Genomic DNA, 17,450 nt, shown 5'->3' with positions numbered 1-17,450 from the left:
TTTTAGCTTAAAGGCTAAAAACTTTTCCTGCTATAAAACTTTTTTCTACCTTACCTTGCAAGATATCATTTGCATATAAACCTTCTCCATTAAAAGAAAGTTTTTCATCAAATACAACTAAATCAGCATCAAAACCAAGTTCTATTTTACCTTTATTTAATCCTAAAAATTGCGCTTGATTATAGCTTGTAAAATCACATAATTCTTTCCAAGTTAAGATACCTTCTTTTACTAAATATGTAAAACATAAACTCATATATATAGCTATGGCATTAACTCCAAAACCTGCTTCATCAAAAGCCAAATCTTTTTTAGTGTTAGGAGTATGCAAAGAACTTAAGAAAGTAATTTTCTTATCTTGAAGCAACTTTTTAAGATTTGTTACTTCATCTTTTGTTCTTAATGGAGGTAAAATTTTTGCTTGAGTGTTAAAATTTTCACAAGTACTTTCATCTTTGATTAAATGATGGATTGAAATTTCACTATATTGATCATGCAATAATTCAAATGATCTTGCAATTGCTAAAGAGCTAAAACAAGCTTTATTTTTATAAAATTCCACTAATTCTTTCATTTTTGCCACTTCACTAGTTTCAGCTATATTACTAATTCCTATAAGTCCTAATTCAAAACTTATTTGTCCATCGTTCATCACTCCATGATCATCAAAACTCTCATCAAAACACTTTAAAAATACAGGGGTTGATTTCATATTGGCATATTGCATACATTGTCTTAAATAATTTGCTCCTAAAGTACTTGAAAGCTCTAAGCCTTTTGCGCCCATATCAATTAAGGTAGCAATATTTTTTAATTTTTCTGTTTTATCTAATACATTAATAGTAGGTAAAACATTAATATCTAAAGATTTTAATTTATCAAAATAAAGCGCATAGCCTTGAGTATTAGCTTCTAAACTATCTTTTAAAACAATAGTCCCTACCCCACCTTTTAAGCATGCTTTTTCAAGATCATATAATTTATCTATACTAAATTCATTATCAAGCAAACTAACATTTAAATCAATAAACGAGGGAAGTAAAGTTTTGCCTTCTATATCAACAATATACTCATCATCATTTAAATCATTAGCAATTTGAGTAATTTTCCCATCTTCTATTTTAAGATCAAGCTTTTGCTCGCCATAAATTTTTGCATTTTTGATGATCATGATATTTCCTCCTTTGATGACATCAAATCTTTTAAAGATTCCCAAGCATTCTTACCCTCTAGCATTAAGACTACTTCGTTAACAATCGGGGTATAAATTTGAAATTGTTTCGATAAAGAATGTATAGCATAAGCAGTTTGCACTCCTTCAGCTACCTCGCCAAGTTCCATTAAAATATCTTTTATATTTTTGTCACTAGCCAAATTCAAACCTACTCTATAATTTCTTGATAAGTTACTTGAAGCTGTTAAAAATAAATCTCCAGCTCCACTAAGCCCTAAAAATGTTTCTTCTTTAGCATTAAAAAATTGTCCAAAGCGGTGCATTTCCACCAAGCCTCTTGAAACTAAAGAAGCTCTTGCATTATTGCCTAAATTTAAACCATCGCAAACTCCGCTTGCAATTGCTAAAACATTCTTATATGCACCACAAATTTCAGCGCCTTTAACATCAGAACTTGTATAGGTTTTAATATAATTTGGAAAAAAACTTGCAAATTGATTACAAAGCTCTTGATTTTTACCACTAACAACCAAAGCACAAGGTTTTTTTTCTAAAACTTCACTTGCAAAAGAAGGACCACTTAAAAAACAAAGTCTATCACTACTTATGAACTCACTAAAAACCTCATCCATAAATTTTAAACTTTTATAATCAATACCCTTAGAAGCTACAAGAATTTTTTGATTTAAATCTTTAAAATTATTTGCAAGCCATTCATGCATTCCTTGAGCATATAAAGCAAAAACTAAATATTCGTATTCTAAAGCTTCTTTGGTACTAACAAAATAAGAAAGATCTTTTTCGTGAAAAGAAGTTATTACGCATTCATTTTTAACGCTCAATGCATCATATAAAGCACTTCCCCATTTTCCTGCACCAACAACTGCTATTTTCATATTTAACCAAGTTTTGCTTTTAAAATTTCATTTACCTTAGCAGGATTAAATGCACCCTTACCTGCTTTCATTGCCTGACCGACAAAGAAACCAAAAAGTTTATCTTTACCACTTTTATATTCAACTACTTTATCTTCATTATTTGCTAAAATTTCATCAATAATCTTTTCAATAGCACCATCATCACTTACTTGTTTTAAACCAAGTTTTTCAATAGCATCATCAATTTCAACTTCTGTATTTTCAAATACATAAGCTAAAATATCCTTACCTGCTTTAGCGCTAATAACACCTTCTTCTATACGTTTGATCAAAACAGCTAATTTTTCTTGTTTTATAGGTGAGTTTTCTATAGTCAATTCGCCTTTTAGAAGCCCCATTAACTCTGTCGTAAGCCAAGTAAAACAAAGTTTTGGATTTAATTTTTGATTAATTAGATACTCAAAATATCTACAAAGCTCTAATGAAGAAACAATCACTTCACTATCACTTTCTTTAATGCCCAATTCACTCACAAATCTAGCTTTTTTCTCATCAGGAAGTTCAGGTATATCTTGATTTAGCATTTCATCATCTAAAATTACAGGTAAAAGATCAGGATCAGGGAAATATCTATATTCAGCAGAATCTTCCTTACCTCTCATACTTCTAGTAACTAAATTAACCGTATCAAATAATCTTGTTTCTTGCACAACTTCTTGATCGTATTTTCCATCTTCCCAAGCTTCACTTTGGCGTTTTACTTCATACTCAATCGCCTTTTGAATAAAACGGAATGAATTTAAATTTTTAATCTCCACTCTAGTATAAAGCTTATCATCACCTTTAGGACGAATACTAACATTAGCATCACATCTAAAACTACCTTCTTGCATATTTGCATCTGAAATATCTAAAAATCTTATAATAGAATGTAATTTTTTCAAATAAGCCACTGCTTCATCGGAACTTCTAAGTTCAGGTTCACTGACAATTTCAAGCAAAGGCGTGCCTGCTCTATTTAAATCTACTTTTGAAAAATTACTCTCATGTATATTTTTTCCTGCATCTTCTTCTAAATGAGCCCTAGTGATACCTATGCGTTTATTTTCTCCATTTACATTGATAAATAACTCACCATTTTCCACTATAGGAATATCAAATTGCGAAATTTGATAAGCTTTTGGTAAATCAGGATAAAAATAATTTTTTCTATTAAAAATACTTTTTTTATTTATAGTTGCATTAACTGCTTTTCCAAATGCTATAGCTTTTTTTACCGCTTCTTGATTTAATACAGGTAAAGCACCTGGTAAAGCTAAACATGTTGGGCATACATTAGTATTTGATTTTTCTCCAAAAGAAGTCGCACATGAGCAAAAGATTTTTGTTTTTGTATTTAATTGTGCATGAACTTCAAGTCCTATAACAACTTCAAACATTAAAATTTTCCTTAGAATTTTTTGTTTATTCTAGCGTTTTTTATTTCAAAAAGAGTTTAAAAAAGAATAAAAGAAGAAGATTAAAAAAGAAAAAAGCAAAAAATATTTTTTGCTTTTTAAAAATTAATGATGCTCATCAACTACAGTTGCACCTGCTAAATAAACATAAGTTAAAATCATAAAAATAAAAGATTGTAAAAATGCCATAAAAGTTAAAAGCATATAAGCAGGTAATGGCGCAACCCAAGGCACAAGAGCTAAAATAACTGCTAAGAATAAATCATCTCCCTTGATATTACCAAATAAACGGAAAGATAAAGAAATAACTCTTGAAAAATGAGAAACCACTTCTATAGGAAACATCAAAGGTGCTAGAATTTTCACAGGTCCCATGAAATGTGCAAAATACTTAAAAAATCCTTGAGTTCTAATACCTTCAAAATGATAATACACAAATACTATAATAGCCAAAGAAGCACTAAAATTTAAACTTGCTGTTGGAGCTTCAAAACCAGGGATGATTCCTATAATATTACTAAAAAATACCATAAAACCTATAGTTGCAACTAAAGGTAAATATTTTCTAGCAGCTTCATCACTACCCATAGTATCCCTACCCATGCTTAAAATGCCTTCCATATAAGCTTCAGCCAAATTCTGACTACCTCTTGGGACAATTTGCATAGATCTTGTAGCAAGTTTTGCTAAAATCAAAGAAATCACAACCACTATACCCAAATGAAAAAAGTATGCAAAAGTGTGGCTAGAATCTATAAAAGAACTAAATAAAAATAAATCTTTCATTAAAAATCCTTAGCAGAATAAATATTTCAAAGCTAATATTATAAAAAAAAATTGCTTATATTTTAATGAAAATTCATTTTATTAGCACAAAAATATCCACCCAAAATTACACCTGTAAAACCACCTCCAGGAAATATAAAAGCATTAGCAAAATATAAATTTTCTATACTTTTACTTTTATAATGCAATCTATATTTAACCCCTTCTTGATCTTGAGAAAATCCATAAATTGTACCCTCATAAGCTTTAGTATATCTTTGTATAGTTTTTGGCGTGGCTAATTCTTGATGGATTAAGTGTGAACTTAAATTTGGAAAAATCTCATCTAGTCTTTGCACTATGGCTTTTAATACTTCTTCTTTTTTAACTTTATAATCTTGCTTATTTAAATCCCACTCTTGATAATTTGAACTAAAAGCTACAACACCTATATATTTATCGCCAGCTAAGCCACTATCAACCTTAGAATAATTCACAAAAGCCATAGGTCTTTGTTTAATATCTAGTTTTAAAATATTAGTGTTTTCATATGAACTATTTAAAAAATCATCTTCAAATATAAAATTACAATAATCCATATTTTCATAAATTTTAGAAATATCTTTATCATAAATAAAATAAGCGCTCACTAAAGAACAAGCACGCTTTTTAGATTCTATTGCTTTGATTTCTTGGGTTAAATTTAACTCTTTAAGCAAGTCTTTATATACGATTAAAGGATCGCAATTTGCGATGATATTTTGCGCATGGATGGTATGTTTTTGATTATTTTGAATGTATTCTACTCCATAAGCTTTTTGTTCTTTTGTGAGTATTTTAACAACTTCAGCCTTAGCTAAAACCTGCCCTTGATTTTCTTTGATAACCTCAGCCAAAGCATCACTTAAAGCTTGCGAGCCACCTTTAATATACACCCCACCATCATAATAATGCTTTTGAGCAATGCCATGAAAACTGAAAATAAATTCTTTACTATCATGATGATAATAACTCATATTTGCATTTAAAATCTTTTTTAGCTTATCATTTTTAATATAAGCATTTAAAACATCATAAACTTTTTTATTAAACAATCTATTTTTAATAAATATCCAAGCAGTGTCAAAAGGAAACAACAATAACTCACTTAATTTTAAATCCCAAGGAAATCTTCGAATAGCATAAGCTTGCGTTTTTATAGCTTTAAAATATTTATCTATACCTTTGCACTCTTGCGGAAATTCTTTTTTCAAAACTTCTTTTACTTTTTCTATACCATGAGGTAAAGTTAGATTATAATTTTTACTTTTAATACTCCATGCACTTGGTAAAGGTAAAATTTGAATTTTATTCTTTATACCAAGCTTATCAAAAACCAAATGCTTCATATCAGTTTTTGCTTCACCTAGGTCCATCTCATGAAGTCCCGCATCAATCAAAGCGCCTTTTCTTTTAAAACAAGTAGCACAACCACCAATTAAAGAATGCTGTTCTAAAACTAAAACCCTTTTTCCATTTTTAGCTAAAAAAGCGCCTGCACTTAAGCCTCCAAGACCTGAACCTATAATGATTACATCAAATTTTACATCCATTCTAAAACCTCACGCAATTCTTTAGCTACAAAACATTTTAAGCCAAGTTCCTCCATAGGTTTTACAGGTACTATGGCATTTTTAAATTTTTGCATTTTAGCTTCTTTTAAACGCACATCAAGTGAAAATACTTCTTTGATTTCACCATTTAAACTAAGCTCACCCACAAAAACACTATCTTTACTCAAAGGGCGGTTTTTAAAACTTGAAATAATTGCTGCAACCACCGCTAAATCTGCTGCAGTTTCACTAATTTTTACCCCACCACTTACATTAATAAAAACATCATAATGCCCCAAGGGAATTTCAAGCTTTCTCTCTAGTAAAGCTATAAGCATATCTAAACGATTTTTTTCATAGCCTGTTGCACTACGCTTTGGATAAGCACTCTCACAAACTAAGGCTTGAATTTCTAGCACTAAAGCTCTGCTTCCTTCCATCACTACACTCAAAGCGCTACCACTTACTGCCTTACCACGCGTAAAAAATCTATTAGCTATATCTTTAGCACTAATCAAGCCTTTGGAAGTCATTTCAAAAATACCAACTTCGGAAATATTTCCAAAACGATTTTTAAAGCCTCTTAAAATTCTTATTTCTTTATTGGCATCGCCTTCAAAATAAAGCACTACATCTACCATATGCTCTAAAATTCTAGGTCCAGCTATAGCTCCATCTTTAGTAATATGACCTATAATAAAAGTGCTAATATTATTGGCCTTAGAATAGCGCATTAATTCAAAAGTAATTTCTCTAACTTGAGTGATACTACCTGCTGCTGAAGTAATTTTATTAGAATATAAAGTTTGAATAGAATCAATAATTAAAATTTCATAATCTTTTTTAGAAAGCTCACTTAAAATATCTTCTAAGCAAAGTTCAGTAAGTAAAAATAAATTCTCACAATTTGCATTTAAACGATCCGCACGCAGTTTGATTTGAGATTTACTCTCCTCGCCACTTACATAAAGCACTTTTTTACCACTTTTAGCCAAATTCGAAGCAATTTTTAATAAAAGTGTGGATTTTCCAACCCCAGGTGAACCCCCAATTAACACTAAAGAGCCTACAACAAGCCCACCACCTAAAACTAAATCAAGCTCATTATCATCAGTGCTAATGCGTGTGAAATTTTCTGCTATAACATCATTTATACATACTGCAGAACTTGGAGTATTTGAGAGTGAATTTAACTCTTTTAAAACCTTAATTTGTTCTTGCTTTAGCTCAACAAAACTATCCCAAGAACCACATTCAGGACATTTGCCTAGCCATTTACTTTGTTGATTTCCACAAGCTTGACATTCAAATAAAATGTGTTTTTTAGCCATAAATATTACCTAAATTTTTAAAAAGATTATATATTTTATTTTTAAATATTATCTAGTTGTCTTTTTCGAATCTCATCTTTTAACGGATCTAAATGTTTATTTATCTCATCTTTTGCCATTTTTATATTTGCTATTAAAATTTCAAATAAAAATATATGATCTTTTACCCAAGCTATATTCTTATCAAACCATTCTTCATTAGTCCTTGGATTAATCACATAAATTCTTGCTAAATTAAATTCAAATTGCTGCAAAAAAGGTCTAATAAATTCATATAAAAAAGTTTTACAATACTCATCAAGCTTAGTTTTATAAAAATCTAAATTTTTTATACTTTGGATAATCAAACTCTTCTTATCTTCAAATACCTCCAAAGATTGAATTTTATTTTCTACTTGAATCAAATTTTCAAAATAAAGTTCAAATTCCTTAACAAATCTATCGCAAAACTCTAAATTATCATTAATTACTTTATAACTTTGCAATAACAAATCATCTTGAGCATTCTTATCTATTGGCGATGGTTTTTCAAAAGGCTTTGTTAAATTTTCATCTAAAAATTCTTCACAACACTCTTTAAATGGTTTTTCTATAGTGCCTTCTATCCTAGCTCCACCTTCTGTGGCATTATAAAATTTAAAACCTTTTTTATTAGCTATATAATTTTGTATAGTAAATCTGAATGTATTCCACATAATTCTAGTTTTAATTTGTTTTTTTCCACCATAAGATACAACACAAAGCTCAGTATTTTCTTTAACAAATTTTTCACCATAAAAATAATCTTTAGCATGCGAACTACCATCTTCACCATATGCCAAATCTTGACCTATAAAAATAATATTTTCATGATTAAAATCACACGCTAATTGTAAGGCATTATAAGCAACAGTTCCTCCTGATGGAGATTTTCCAAAATCAAATAAATCAATTTTATCAAAAAATATAGTAGGATATGGGATTAACAAAAATTTTCTATCAGTGTTTTCTAAATATTTAATTGCCAAAGGATGGACTAAAGTCAATAAAATAAATACTATATTATCATCTATATTTTTATAGTTTTGTTGTATTAGATTTGAAGCTAACTTGGTTCTTTCACTTGCTAATACAAAATCAGGTTTAATATCGTTTTTTGCTAAAATAGAATAAGCGCTATCAACGCAAAATATGCTAAATTTATCTTGATATTGTTTTAGTAAAGGAAGTTGCTTGCTTAAAGATGGACCTGCGGCAACAACGATAGCTGATTTAACTTTTTTATTTTGCATAAGCCATAAATTTTTCAAGGGAGGATTTTTTATCATATTTGGTAAATTATAAATATATTGCACCAAACCTTGCAAAGAATCTTTAATATCATTACCTTGATGCAAAATAATAATTTTTAAAATTTCTGAAATTTTTTTGTTTAATTCGAGAATGTTATTTTCAAATTTTTCATAGTACTCATTATGTATGTGCATATCATATATTCTTAAAAAATTGTAAAAAGGTTTCATATAAAGTAAATACTCTAAATCTTGATTTGAAATTTCACTATTTAAAATGATTATTTTTCGCTCTTTTAATTCGTTCGAAAAATCTAAAACACTAAACACACTATATAACAATTCTAAATCATCTTCAAAAACAACTATATGTTTTAAATTTGGATTATTCAGTAGGCATTTATACAAAACACCACTACCAAAACCATAAAAATATAAAACAGGATATAGTAGATATTTATTTTGATATAAAGCAATGGTTTCTTCTAAATATTTTTTTGGGTTTTTATATAAATATTCTCCATTTTGATTTATCCAATTTAGCTGATCTACCCCCCCCCTATTATCCATCACCCAAGTGCTACTGTGTTTTTGCTTTAATTTTTCCATCAAGTAAGGATTATTTAGTGCGGATAAATTTTTTAAAAAAAAGCTCATTTATACATCGGTTCCAATATAGCTTCTAAGTAGTCTTTAATACTAAATTCACATAAATCTTGCATTTTTTCCCCTACTCCTACATATAAAATAGGAAGTTCAAGCTCTCTTGCTATGCTAAATAAAGCTCCACCTTTGGCAGTTCCATCAAGTTTTGTAATAATCACTCCATCAAGTTTTACTAAATCATTAAAAGCTTTTGCCTGCAAAATTCCTGCCACACCTTGAGTGCCATCAAGTACAAGGATTTTTCTATGAGGAGCTCCTTGCATAGCTTTATCACTTATGCGGACAATTTTTTCAAGCTCATTAGCAAGATTTTTTTGATTTTGCAAGCGTCCTGCTGTATCTAAAATAACCCTATCATAGTTTTTTGCCAAAGCTTTAGAAATAGCATCATAAGCAACTGCCGAAGGATCATGTCCTTGTGAAGTAGCTATGATATCTATATTTAATTTTTGTGCCCATAATTTTAACTGCTCTATGGCTCCTGCTCTAAAAGTATCACAAGCCCCAAGTATAACTTTTTCACCATTTTCTTTATGCAAATGTGCCATTTTAGCAATGCTTGTGGTCTTACCTACCCCATTTACACCTAAAATCAAATCCACAAAAGGCTTAGCATTAGCAAGTTCTGGCTTATCATAAATAAAATAAGTCCCCATGACACGCTCTAAATCAGCCTTTTTAACCTCATCACTTGGAGGAAGATAGTAAATAATCTCTTCAACTATCTCATACGCCACATCAGCTTCTAAAAGCATTTCTTCAAGCAAATCTTTAGTAATGATTTTATTTGAAGCCTTAACTAAATGAATACTTTCTAAGGTTTTTTTCAAACCATTTTTTAAAAATCCAAACATTACATTATCGCTTTTTGTATATCTATATCTAACATTTCTTCAGGAATTAAACCTAAATACTCTTTAACTTTTTCGCCCTTTGCATTAAATAAAACCATTGTTGGAATAGAGCTGATATTTAAAACTTTAGAAAAAATAAAACTATTCTCTCCTAAAACCGAAGAAAAATTCATCTTTTCTTTTTGTATAAACTCCAATAATTCTTGTTTTTTATCTTCTTCTAAAAAAAGCGCTATGACTTCAAATCTATCTTGATATTTTTTATTTAAATTATTTAAATGTGGAATTTCAGCTTTGCATGGCTCACACCAACTTGTAAAAAATACAAACAACTTAGCTTTTGCTGTATCATCAAAATTAAATTCTTGTTCATGGTATTTCACATACATTTTTCTACCATCTAAAAATTTCAAAGTAAAATCAGTATTTTCACTTTGACTTAAACTTGCATTATCAGTATTTTCATTACTAGAATTTTCTTTATCACTTGAGCATGAAGTAAAAAAAATCATAGCAAAAATTGCTAAAAAAATTTTAAATTTCAAGTCATATCCTTATGATTTTTTAAGCTTAAAAGTATAACATAAAAAGTTAAAAAACCAAGGAAAGCTTTGATAAAAAATGACTTTAGAATAAAACAGAAATTTAAAATGAAATCGAAACTAAAATTTCAATACAAAAGAGATTTTTTAGTTTTTCAAGAAGTAAATAAAATTTTAAAATCTTGTAAAAATTACAAAAATATCCTTATATATATTCCTTTAAAATATGAAATTAATCTTTATAAATTCAGACATTTTTTAACAAAAAAATACCGAATTTTTGTTCCATTTATGCAAGATAAAAGTTTAAAGGTAGTAAAATTAAGGTTAGCTCTTGATAAAAAGAGTTTTGGGGTATATGAACCAAAAGATTCTTTTTTGCAAACTCGTATAGATGTTGCAATCATCCCTGTTATAGGAGTAGATGCAAAATTAGGAAGAGTTGGTCATGGCCAAGGATTTTACGATAGGTTTTTTGAAAATATTTCTTATAAAAAACCTTTAGTTATTTTCACACAAATGATGGATGCAAAATCTCATCAAATTTTTAGTCAAGACCATGATATAAAAGGAAATTTTTATATAAACCCTTATAAAAAATATTTTAGGAAAGTTAAAAACAATGATAGAAATATTAGTCGCATTAATAGCCGTTTTCATAGGCGGAGGGATTGGATATATAGTCGCCAAAAAGATTAATGATGCAAATTTCAATATCTTTTTAGAGCAAGCAAAAGCAAAAGCAAAAGCCATTGAATATGAAGCTGAGCTAACACTTAAAGATGCTAAAAATTCAGTTGCTGAGGCTGAATTTGCAGCAAAGAAAAAATTTGATGAAAAAATTCAAAAACTACAAAAAGAGCATTCTATTAAGCTAGAAGAACTCAACAAAAAAGAACAAAATCTTCATTATCAAGAAAAACTTCATGAAGAAAACAAAAACAAATTAGCAAAAGAGCAGCAAACTATAAAAGCTTTGCATGAAGAAAATGAAAATTTAAAACAAAGCTACGAAACAAAGTTAAATGATGTTTTAAAAATTCTTGAACATTCAGCTGGTCTCACACAAGAAGAGGCAAAAAGTATAGTCTTACAAAAAGTAGAAGAAACCTCAAGAGCTGAAATTGCTCATATTGTTAGAAAATACGAAGAAGAAGCTAGAAATGAAGCCAAAAGAAAGGCTAATTTTATCTTAGCACAAGCTACTTCAAGATTTGCAGGAGAATTCGCTGCTGAAAGGTTGATCAATGTAGTAAATATCAAAAATGATGAGTTAAAAGGACGCATTATAGGCAAAGAAGGGAGAAATGTTAAAACCTTAGAAATGGTTTTGGGTGTTGATATTATCATAGATGATACGCCTGGAGCAATTATAGTAAGTTGTTTTAATCTTTATAGACGCGCCATTGCTACAAAGGTGATTGAACTTTTAGTTGAAGACGGTAGAATACAACCTGCAAAAATAGAAGAAATTCATGAAAAAGTTTGCAAAGAATTTGAAGATAATATCTTAGAAGAAGGTCAAACTATAGTAATGGATTTAGGACTTAATAATATCCATCCTGAAATTGTTAAATTAATAGGAAAATTAAGATATAGAGCAAGTTATGGACAAAATGCTCTAGCACACTCTTTAGAAGTAGCGCATTTAGCTGGAATCATAGCAGCTGAGTGTGGTGGCGATGAAAAACTAGCAAGAAGAGCTGGAATTTTACACGATATAGGCAAGGCTTTAACGCATGAATTTGAAGGTTCTCATGTAGATTTAGGAGCTGAACTTTGCAAAAGATACAAAGAACATCCTATAGTGATTAATGCAATTTATGCGCACCATGGACATGAAGAGGCTACAAGTATAGAATCAGCTGCAGTTTGTACAGCAGATACACTAAGCGCTGCACGCCCTGGAGCAAGGCGTGAGGTGCTTGAGGCCTTCTTGAAACGAGTTAGCGAACTTGAAGATATAGCAAAAAGTAAAGAAGGGGTTAAAAAAGCTTATGCTATTAATGCTGGTAGAGAAATTAGAGTTATTGTTAATGCAAAATTAGTCAATGATGATGAATCTGTGCTTTTAGCTAAAGAAATAGCTGAAGAAATTCAAGAAAAAGTTCAATACCCTGGTGAAATAAAAGTTAATGTCATCAGAGAGCTTAGAGCTGTTGATTTTGCAAGATAAGGTTTTTCATGCAAGAAATGATTGATAATCTTAGCACTTATGGTTATTTGATTTTATTTTTTTATTCTTTTGGTGGAGGAATGGTGGCCATACTTGCTGCCGGGGTACTTTGTGCAAGTTCAACTAAACTTGATTTGCATTTGTGTATATTTTTAGCCTTTTTGGCTAATACCATAGGTTCAACCCTATTATTTATTCTAGGAAAATATTATAAAAAAGACATAATGCCTTATTTTAAAAATCATAGAAGAAAAATCGCTCTTGCTATGATAAAAATCAAAAAATATGGAGATTTGCTTTTAGTAGTGCAAAAATTTATTTACGGGGTAAAAACTATCATTCCTATAGCAGCAGGCCTTTGCAAATTTAGCTTTGTAAGATTTTTTATCATCAATACCCTAGCTAGTTTAATTTGGGCTATAATACTTGGTTATGCTGGATTTATTTTTGGAAACACCTTAAAGGAGGCTTTTGAAATTTTTTCAAATCATCCTTATATAGCACCTGCCTTTATAATCACTTTAATTTTTATTATATGGTTATACTTATCACGCTTTTCTAAGAAAAAATGAATTTAAAATTCTCTATAAAAGATTCTTATAGAGAATTTTTAATTTTATTATTATGTTTTTTAGCAATTTTTAGCCTAAATCTCATTTATGAGTATAAAAAATACCAAAATTTTAAACTCACAAAACATTTATTGCTTAAAAATAATATCATTATATCTAGCTATCAAAAAACTAATAAAAAAGGTAAAAAATACCAAGTTTTTAAAATTAAAAATTCTGATTTTGTTTTTTACACTACTAGTTTTAAAGATCTAAATTTAAGTAAAAATGATATTATAAATCTTAGGATTATTACTAAAAATATTAACTTTAAAGATTATCTTAGTAAAAATTTTTTCGTGCCAAGTTATGATTTTCATAAAACTAATACTCAAAAAGAAAATATCTTAGTGGAGTATTTTTTAAATCAACATCAAAATGAAAAAATCAAAGAATTTTACGGGGCTTTATTTTTTGCAAAAAATATATCAAGTGAACTTAGAAATGATGTAAATTTTTACAATATCACACATTTAATTGCTATTAGTGGATATCATTTGGGCTTGTTATTTAGCTTTTGCTTTTTGATTTTTGCTCCTTTATATGCCTTTTTTCACAAACGATATTTTCCTTATAGAAGTTTAAAACTTGATATTAGTATTTTTGCTTTCTTGCTTTTAATTTTGTATATATTTTTAATAGACTTTAGCCCTTCTTATATAAGAGCTTTGTGTATGAGTATTTTTGCTTTTTATCTATTTAGTAAAAATATTAAAATTTTGAGTTTTAAATTTTTATTCTTAAGTGTAATTTTATGTATAAGCTTATTTCCAAATTTATTATTTAGCGTTGGCTTTTTATTTTCAAGTTTAGGAATATTTTATATTTATTTATATTTACATCATTTTAAAGATAATTTTTCAAAAAATTATATTCATATTATTTTTATAAATTTTTGGACTTTTTTAGCAATGATGATTCCTGTATTATATTTTTTTCCACTTATTAGTTTTCAACAATTTTTAGGTATACCTCTAAGCATATTATTTGCTTTATTTTACCCTATAAGTTTATTACTGCATTTATTATCTTATGGAGATGTATTAGATGAAATATTATTAGCATTATTTGATTTTAAATTAAATAGTATATTGTTACACATACCATTAGAAATTTATCTTATTTATATATTTTTATCCTTCATGGCTATTTTTCATCGTTATTTAGCTCTTTTTGTAATTTCTCTTGGTTTTATTCCCTTTATTTTCTTGATTTAAAATCAAATAAACCCTTAAACCCAAAAGATAAATAATCCAAGAAATATAAATCCACAAAAAGAAAAACAATATCACAGAAAAAGAACCATATACATTTAAATAAGTTTTATTATATACAGCATAATATACAAAAATCATCTTAGAAATATACCAAATCACAGAAGCACCAAAAGAACTAATAAGCAAAGTTTTTAAATCACCTTTTTTACTCACTGAACTTGAATAAGATGTAAAAAACAAAGCCCATATAATCACATAAGGTAAAATCTCAAAAAAATTTAAAGCAATATTAAAATCATCTAAGGTTTTTTGTATAAAACCTGAAATGTAAAAACTCACTCCAAGTCCAAGTGGAGTTAATGTTGCCAAAGTCCAATAAGAACTTATACTATGCCAAAGACTTTTAGAGTCTTCTTCCAAAAGCTTATTAATAACATAATCATAACCTGAAAAAAATGCTAAAGAAGTCAAAGCCATAGCTAAAAGACCAATTAAACCAAGATTGACACTATTTTTTAAAAAAGTGTTAATATATTGTGTTATTAATTCTTGTTGAGTTGGGATTAAAAAAGTAAAAATTAAATTTTTAATTCTTTCTTGATACATTTCAAAACTTGGAATTTGAGTAAAAACCCAAAAACATAAAAATAAAAGCGGTATTAAAGATAAAATAGTATAAAAACTCAAAGCTGCAGCATAATTTAAAATTTCTTTATCTCTTATGCTTAAAAGAATTTTTATGAAGTTTTTAAAATTCATCAAAGTCCCATTTTAAAAGGATTAAGTATATTATTTGGATCAAATGCTTTTTTGATATTTCTCATCAAGTCCATTTCAGCTTCGCTAAAAGCAAGCTTCATAAAAGGAGCTTTTGAAATGCCTATACCATGCTCCCCACTTAAGGTTCCACCCAAAGAAACTGTAAGCTTAAACACCTCTTCTACAGCTTCGTAACCTTTTTTAACCAGCTCAGGATTATTTTTATCACTTACCATTACATTAGTATGTACATTACCATCGCCAGTATGACCAAAACAAGGGATTTTAAAACCATATTTTTTAGAAATTTCAGCTATGCCTTTTAAAAGATCAGGTAGTTTTGAACGCGGCACTGTAATATCTTCATTAAGCTTTAAATTTCCATACATTGCTATACTTTGAGAGCAGTTTCTTCTAGCAAACCAAATATTGGCTGCTTCTTGCTCATCTTTTGCTATTTTAAACTCTCTTACGCCAGATTCATAAAAACTCTCTTGCAAAATTTTTAAATCTGCTTCAATAGCCTCTTCTACATTGCCATCTACATCAGCGATTAAAATCGCACCCGCATCCATAGGTAAGCCTTTTTGGAATTTTTGTTCTAATGCTTGTATGCTTAATTGATCTAAAAATTCCATAGATACAGGAGTCACACCTTTAGCTAAAGTTTTATAAACTGCATTCATTGCTTCATCAATGCTGTTAAAAATCCCCATAGCTGTCTTTTTAAACTTTGGCAAAGCTACTAGTTTTAAAGTAATCTCACTAAGCACAGCCAAAGATCCCTCACTTGCTATTAAAATTCCAGCTAGATTATAACCCGCTACATCTTTTATAGTTTTTTTACCTACTCTAATGATTTCTCCATTAGGTAAAACAGCTCTTAAAGCCATTACATAATCTTTAGTTATACCATACTTAGCAGCTCTCATACCTCCTGCATTTTCGCTTACATTCCCCCCTAAAGAAGAATACTCCATACTAGCAGGATCAGGTGGATAAAATAAACCATATTCTTTTGCTTTTTCTTGTAAAGCCATATTTATCACACCAGGCTGCACTACTGCAACTAAATTTTCAAGATCAATTTCTAAAATTTTATTCATATGTTTTTCAAAGCTTAACACTACTCCACCATTAATAGCTAAGCTTCCACCGGTAAATCCACTACCTGAGCCCCTAGGAATAACGATGATTTTATTTTCATTACAATATTTTAAAATTTGACTAATATCATTTTCATCTCTTGGAAAAAGCACTCCATCAGGTAAATAATGCTTTTTAGTAGCATCATAACTATACGCTCTTTTGTGGATAGGATCAAAATGAGCATTTTCAACCCCTAAAAGATCTTGAAAAAATTTTTGATGGATTTCTTGCATTATTTTTCTCTAGTTAAGCTAATTAATTTTTCATAATATACATAATAATTTCCAATTGCTTCATCATTTAAGCTAAAAATATCGCTTTTATAACCTGTAATTCTTGAATAAAATGGAATTTGCAAACTTTGAGCTTGAGGTATGTTAAATTCTTCTATCTTGCCAAAATCTTGACAATCAACTATCTCAGCTTTATTTTCTAAAGCTACCACTAAAAGCCCAACAGCATTTTTTGAACAAAAAGATCTAAAATCTGATCTTCTTGGAGTTTGGCGGTATTCTTGTATCATATGAGCACCAAATAAATCAGGGTGTAAAAAATAAAGTCCATTTAATTTTTGAGCTATAAAATCATACACATTTTTATCAGGAGCTATAATCAAGGCTCTATCATATAAATAATTTAAAACTATTTTATCGCCTACTTGTGGCAATACATTTGGTAAAGGCATAGCATCTTGAGCTAGCATATCAAAAACTTTAAATTGTAATTTAACTAAGCCATTTTCACGCCCTATCACACTAGCTCTTGCAATAATTGATTTTTGTGTATCAATTTCATGCACAACTATACCACTTGAGTGCAATAAAATTCTAGGATCATCTTTTATATAACCATAAATATCATCTACTTTTTCAAGTTTTGTTTGTATTAAATCAAAATTTTTAGCTTGCAAAAATGCTAAAAAACAACAAAGCATTAAAATAATTCTTGACAACTGATACTCCTTAAAAAAGTGTAAAAATTAAATTATATTGTATTTTCCTTACAAAA

The 17,450-nt window shown here is 28.8% G+C and carries 16 protein-coding genes; 4 read left to right on the top strand and 12 right to left on the bottom strand.

Annotated features, from left to right (window positions below; translation table 11 throughout):
• Positions 1 to 7: 7 nt before the first annotated feature.
• The 9 genes from L8W69_RS03010 to L8W69_RS02970 all read right to left on the bottom strand — a co-directional run bounded on the left by L8W69_RS03010 (position 8) and on the right by L8W69_RS02970 (position 10,533).
• On the bottom strand, positions 8 to 1,171 hold the full coding sequence (locus L8W69_RS03010; protein ID WP_263666413.1) for a metal-dependent hydrolase: 1,164 nt from the start codon (positions 1,169 to 1,171) through the stop codon (positions 8 to 10).
• Entirely contained in the window at positions 1,168 to 2,070 is a 903-nt protein-coding gene (locus tag L8W69_RS03005) for an NAD(P)H-dependent glycerol-3-phosphate dehydrogenase (RefSeq protein ID WP_263666412.1), read from the bottom strand. The genes L8W69_RS03010 and L8W69_RS03005 overlap by 4 nt, the downstream gene beginning before the upstream one ends.
• A 2-nt stretch (positions 2,071 to 2,072) precedes the next feature.
• Positions 2,073 to 3,491 carry an Asp-tRNA(Asn)/Glu-tRNA(Gln) amidotransferase subunit GatB gene (gene gatB / locus L8W69_RS03000; RefSeq protein ID WP_263666411.1) on the bottom strand — a complete coding sequence of 473 codons (1,419 nt, stop codon included), beginning with the start codon at positions 3,489 to 3,491 and terminating at the stop codon, positions 2,073 to 2,075.
• 123 nt (positions 3,492 to 3,614) lie between these two features.
• The gene (locus L8W69_RS02995; protein WP_133319696.1) at positions 3,615 to 4,295 is read right to left on the bottom strand and encodes a F0F1 ATP synthase subunit A; all 681 of its coding nucleotides are present in this window, start codon (positions 4,293 to 4,295) and stop codon (positions 3,615 to 3,617) included.
• Positions 4,296 to 4,357: 62 nt separating this feature from the next.
• On the bottom strand, positions 4,358 to 5,866 hold the full coding sequence (locus L8W69_RS02990) for a phytoene desaturase family protein (RefSeq protein WP_263666410.1): 1,509 nt from the start codon (positions 5,864 to 5,866) through the stop codon (positions 4,358 to 4,360).
• Positions 5,857 to 7,197: a DNA repair protein RadA gene (gene radA, locus L8W69_RS02985; protein WP_258108000.1), complete on the bottom strand. Its 1,341-nt coding sequence runs from the start codon at positions 7,195 to 7,197 to the stop codon at positions 5,857 to 5,859. Before radA ends, L8W69_RS02990 begins: the two co-directional genes overlap by 10 nt.
• A gap of 41 nt (positions 7,198 to 7,238) precedes the next feature.
• On the bottom strand, positions 7,239 to 9,125 hold the full coding sequence (locus L8W69_RS02980; protein ID WP_263666409.1) for a motility associated factor glycosyltransferase family protein: 1,887 nt from the start codon (positions 9,123 to 9,125) through the stop codon (positions 7,239 to 7,241).
• Positions 9,122 to 9,988, bottom strand: a complete 867-nt coding sequence (gene ftsY, locus L8W69_RS02975; RefSeq protein WP_263659762.1) for a signal recognition particle-docking protein FtsY — start codon at positions 9,986 to 9,988, stop codon at positions 9,122 to 9,124. Before ftsY ends, L8W69_RS02980 begins: the two co-directional genes overlap by 4 nt.
• Positions 9,988 to 10,533 carry a TlpA family protein disulfide reductase gene (locus tag L8W69_RS02970; protein WP_133319700.1) on the bottom strand — a complete coding sequence of 182 codons (546 nt, stop codon included), beginning with the start codon at positions 10,531 to 10,533 and terminating at the stop codon, positions 9,988 to 9,990. Before L8W69_RS02970 ends, ftsY begins: the two co-directional genes overlap by 1 nt.
• A gap of 66 nt (positions 10,534 to 10,599) precedes the next feature.
• Between L8W69_RS02970 and L8W69_RS02965 the strand changes: the two genes are divergently transcribed.
• Genes L8W69_RS02965 through L8W69_RS02950 form a run of 4 tightly spaced genes read left to right on the top strand, consistent with a single transcriptional unit; the run spans position 10,600 to position 14,534 of the window.
• Entirely contained in the window at positions 10,600 to 11,229 is a 630-nt protein-coding gene (locus L8W69_RS02965; RefSeq protein WP_263661216.1) for a 5-formyltetrahydrofolate cyclo-ligase, read from the top strand.
• Positions 11,153 to 12,706, top strand: coding sequence for a ribonuclease Y (rny, locus tag L8W69_RS02960; protein WP_263660211.1), 1,554 nt, complete (start codon positions 11,153 to 11,155; stop codon positions 12,704 to 12,706). The genes L8W69_RS02965 and rny overlap by 77 nt, the downstream gene beginning before the upstream one ends.
• Before the next feature lie 8 nt (positions 12,707 to 12,714).
• Positions 12,715 to 13,278: a DedA family protein gene (locus tag L8W69_RS02955; RefSeq protein ID WP_133319703.1), complete on the top strand. Its 564-nt coding sequence runs from the start codon at positions 12,715 to 12,717 to the stop codon at positions 13,276 to 13,278.
• On the top strand, positions 13,275 to 14,534 hold the full coding sequence (locus L8W69_RS02950; protein ID WP_263666408.1) for a ComEC/Rec2 family competence protein: 1,260 nt from the start codon (positions 13,275 to 13,277) through the stop codon (positions 14,532 to 14,534). Before L8W69_RS02955 ends, L8W69_RS02950 begins: the two co-directional genes overlap by 4 nt.
• Here L8W69_RS02950 and L8W69_RS02945 read toward each other — a convergent pair.
• From L8W69_RS02945 to L8W69_RS02935, 3 genes are read right to left on the bottom strand one after another with little or no spacing between them, the layout of a single operon-like run.
• Positions 14,481 to 15,293, bottom strand: a complete 813-nt coding sequence (locus tag L8W69_RS02945; protein ID WP_133319705.1) for a YihY/virulence factor BrkB family protein — start codon at positions 15,291 to 15,293, stop codon at positions 14,481 to 14,483. The two genes, L8W69_RS02950 and L8W69_RS02945, sit on opposite strands and share 54 nt — an antisense overlap.
• Complete coding sequence (locus L8W69_RS02940) at positions 15,293 to 16,675, bottom strand: FAD-linked oxidase C-terminal domain-containing protein (RefSeq protein ID WP_263666407.1); 1,383 nt, start codon at positions 16,673 to 16,675, stop codon at positions 15,293 to 15,295. The genes L8W69_RS02945 and L8W69_RS02940 overlap by 1 nt, the downstream gene beginning before the upstream one ends.
• On the bottom strand, positions 16,675 to 17,385 hold the full coding sequence (locus L8W69_RS02935; RefSeq protein ID WP_412175223.1) for a plasminogen-binding N-terminal domain-containing protein: 711 nt from the start codon (positions 17,383 to 17,385) through the stop codon (positions 16,675 to 16,677). Before L8W69_RS02935 ends, L8W69_RS02940 begins: the two co-directional genes overlap by 1 nt.
• Positions 17,386 to 17,450 lie beyond the last annotated feature (65 nt).

Source organism: Campylobacter sp. CNRCH_2016_3089 (assembly GCF_025772505.1).
Lineage (GTDB): Bacteria > Campylobacterota > Campylobacteria > Campylobacterales > Campylobacteraceae > Campylobacter_D > Campylobacter_D lari_D.
The sequence above is the reverse complement of the archived record's forward strand: the minus strand, read 5'-3'. Positions and strand labels throughout refer to the sequence as shown.

Bases quoted from the DNA above. Each gene is read 5' to 3' on its own strand.
- L8W69_RS02940 (WP_263666407.1), bottom strand. From the start codon at position 16,675: ATGCAAGAAATCCATCAAAAATTTTTTCAAGATCTTTTAGGGGTTGAA.
- L8W69_RS03005 (WP_263666412.1), bottom strand. From the start codon at position 2,070: ATGAAAATAGCAGTTGTTGGTGCAGGAAAATGGGGAAGTGCTTTATAT.
- L8W69_RS02945 (WP_133319705.1), bottom strand. From the start codon at position 15,293: ATGAATTTTAAAAACTTCATAAAAATTCTTTTAAGCATAAGAGATAAA.
- L8W69_RS02950 (WP_263666408.1), top strand. From the start codon at position 13,275: ATGAATTTAAAATTCTCTATAAAAGATTCTTATAGAGAATTTTTAATT.
- rny (WP_263660211.1), top strand. From the start codon at position 11,153: ATGATAGAAATATTAGTCGCATTAATAGCCGTTTTCATAGGCGGAGGG.
- L8W69_RS02980 (WP_263666409.1), bottom strand. From the start codon at position 9,125: ATGAGCTTTTTTTTAAAAAATTTATCCGCACTAAATAATCCTTACTTG.
- ftsY (WP_263659762.1), bottom strand. From the start codon at position 9,988: ATGTTTGGATTTTTAAAAAATGGTTTGAAAAAAACCTTAGAAAGTATT.
- L8W69_RS02955 (WP_133319703.1), top strand. From the start codon at position 12,715: ATGCAAGAAATGATTGATAATCTTAGCACTTATGGTTATTTGATTTTA.
- radA (WP_258108000.1), bottom strand. From the start codon at position 7,197: ATGGCTAAAAAACACATTTTATTTGAATGTCAAGCTTGTGGAAATCAA.
- L8W69_RS02990 (WP_263666410.1), bottom strand. From the start codon at position 5,866: ATGGATGTAAAATTTGATGTAATCATTATAGGTTCAGGTCTTGGAGGC.
- L8W69_RS02995 (WP_133319696.1), bottom strand. From the start codon at position 4,295: ATGAAAGATTTATTTTTATTTAGTTCTTTTATAGATTCTAGCCACACT.
- gatB (WP_263666411.1), bottom strand. From the start codon at position 3,491: ATGTTTGAAGTTGTTATAGGACTTGAAGTTCATGCACAATTAAATACA.
- L8W69_RS03010 (WP_263666413.1), bottom strand. From the start codon at position 1,171: ATGATCATCAAAAATGCAAAAATTTATGGCGAGCAAAAGCTTGATCTT.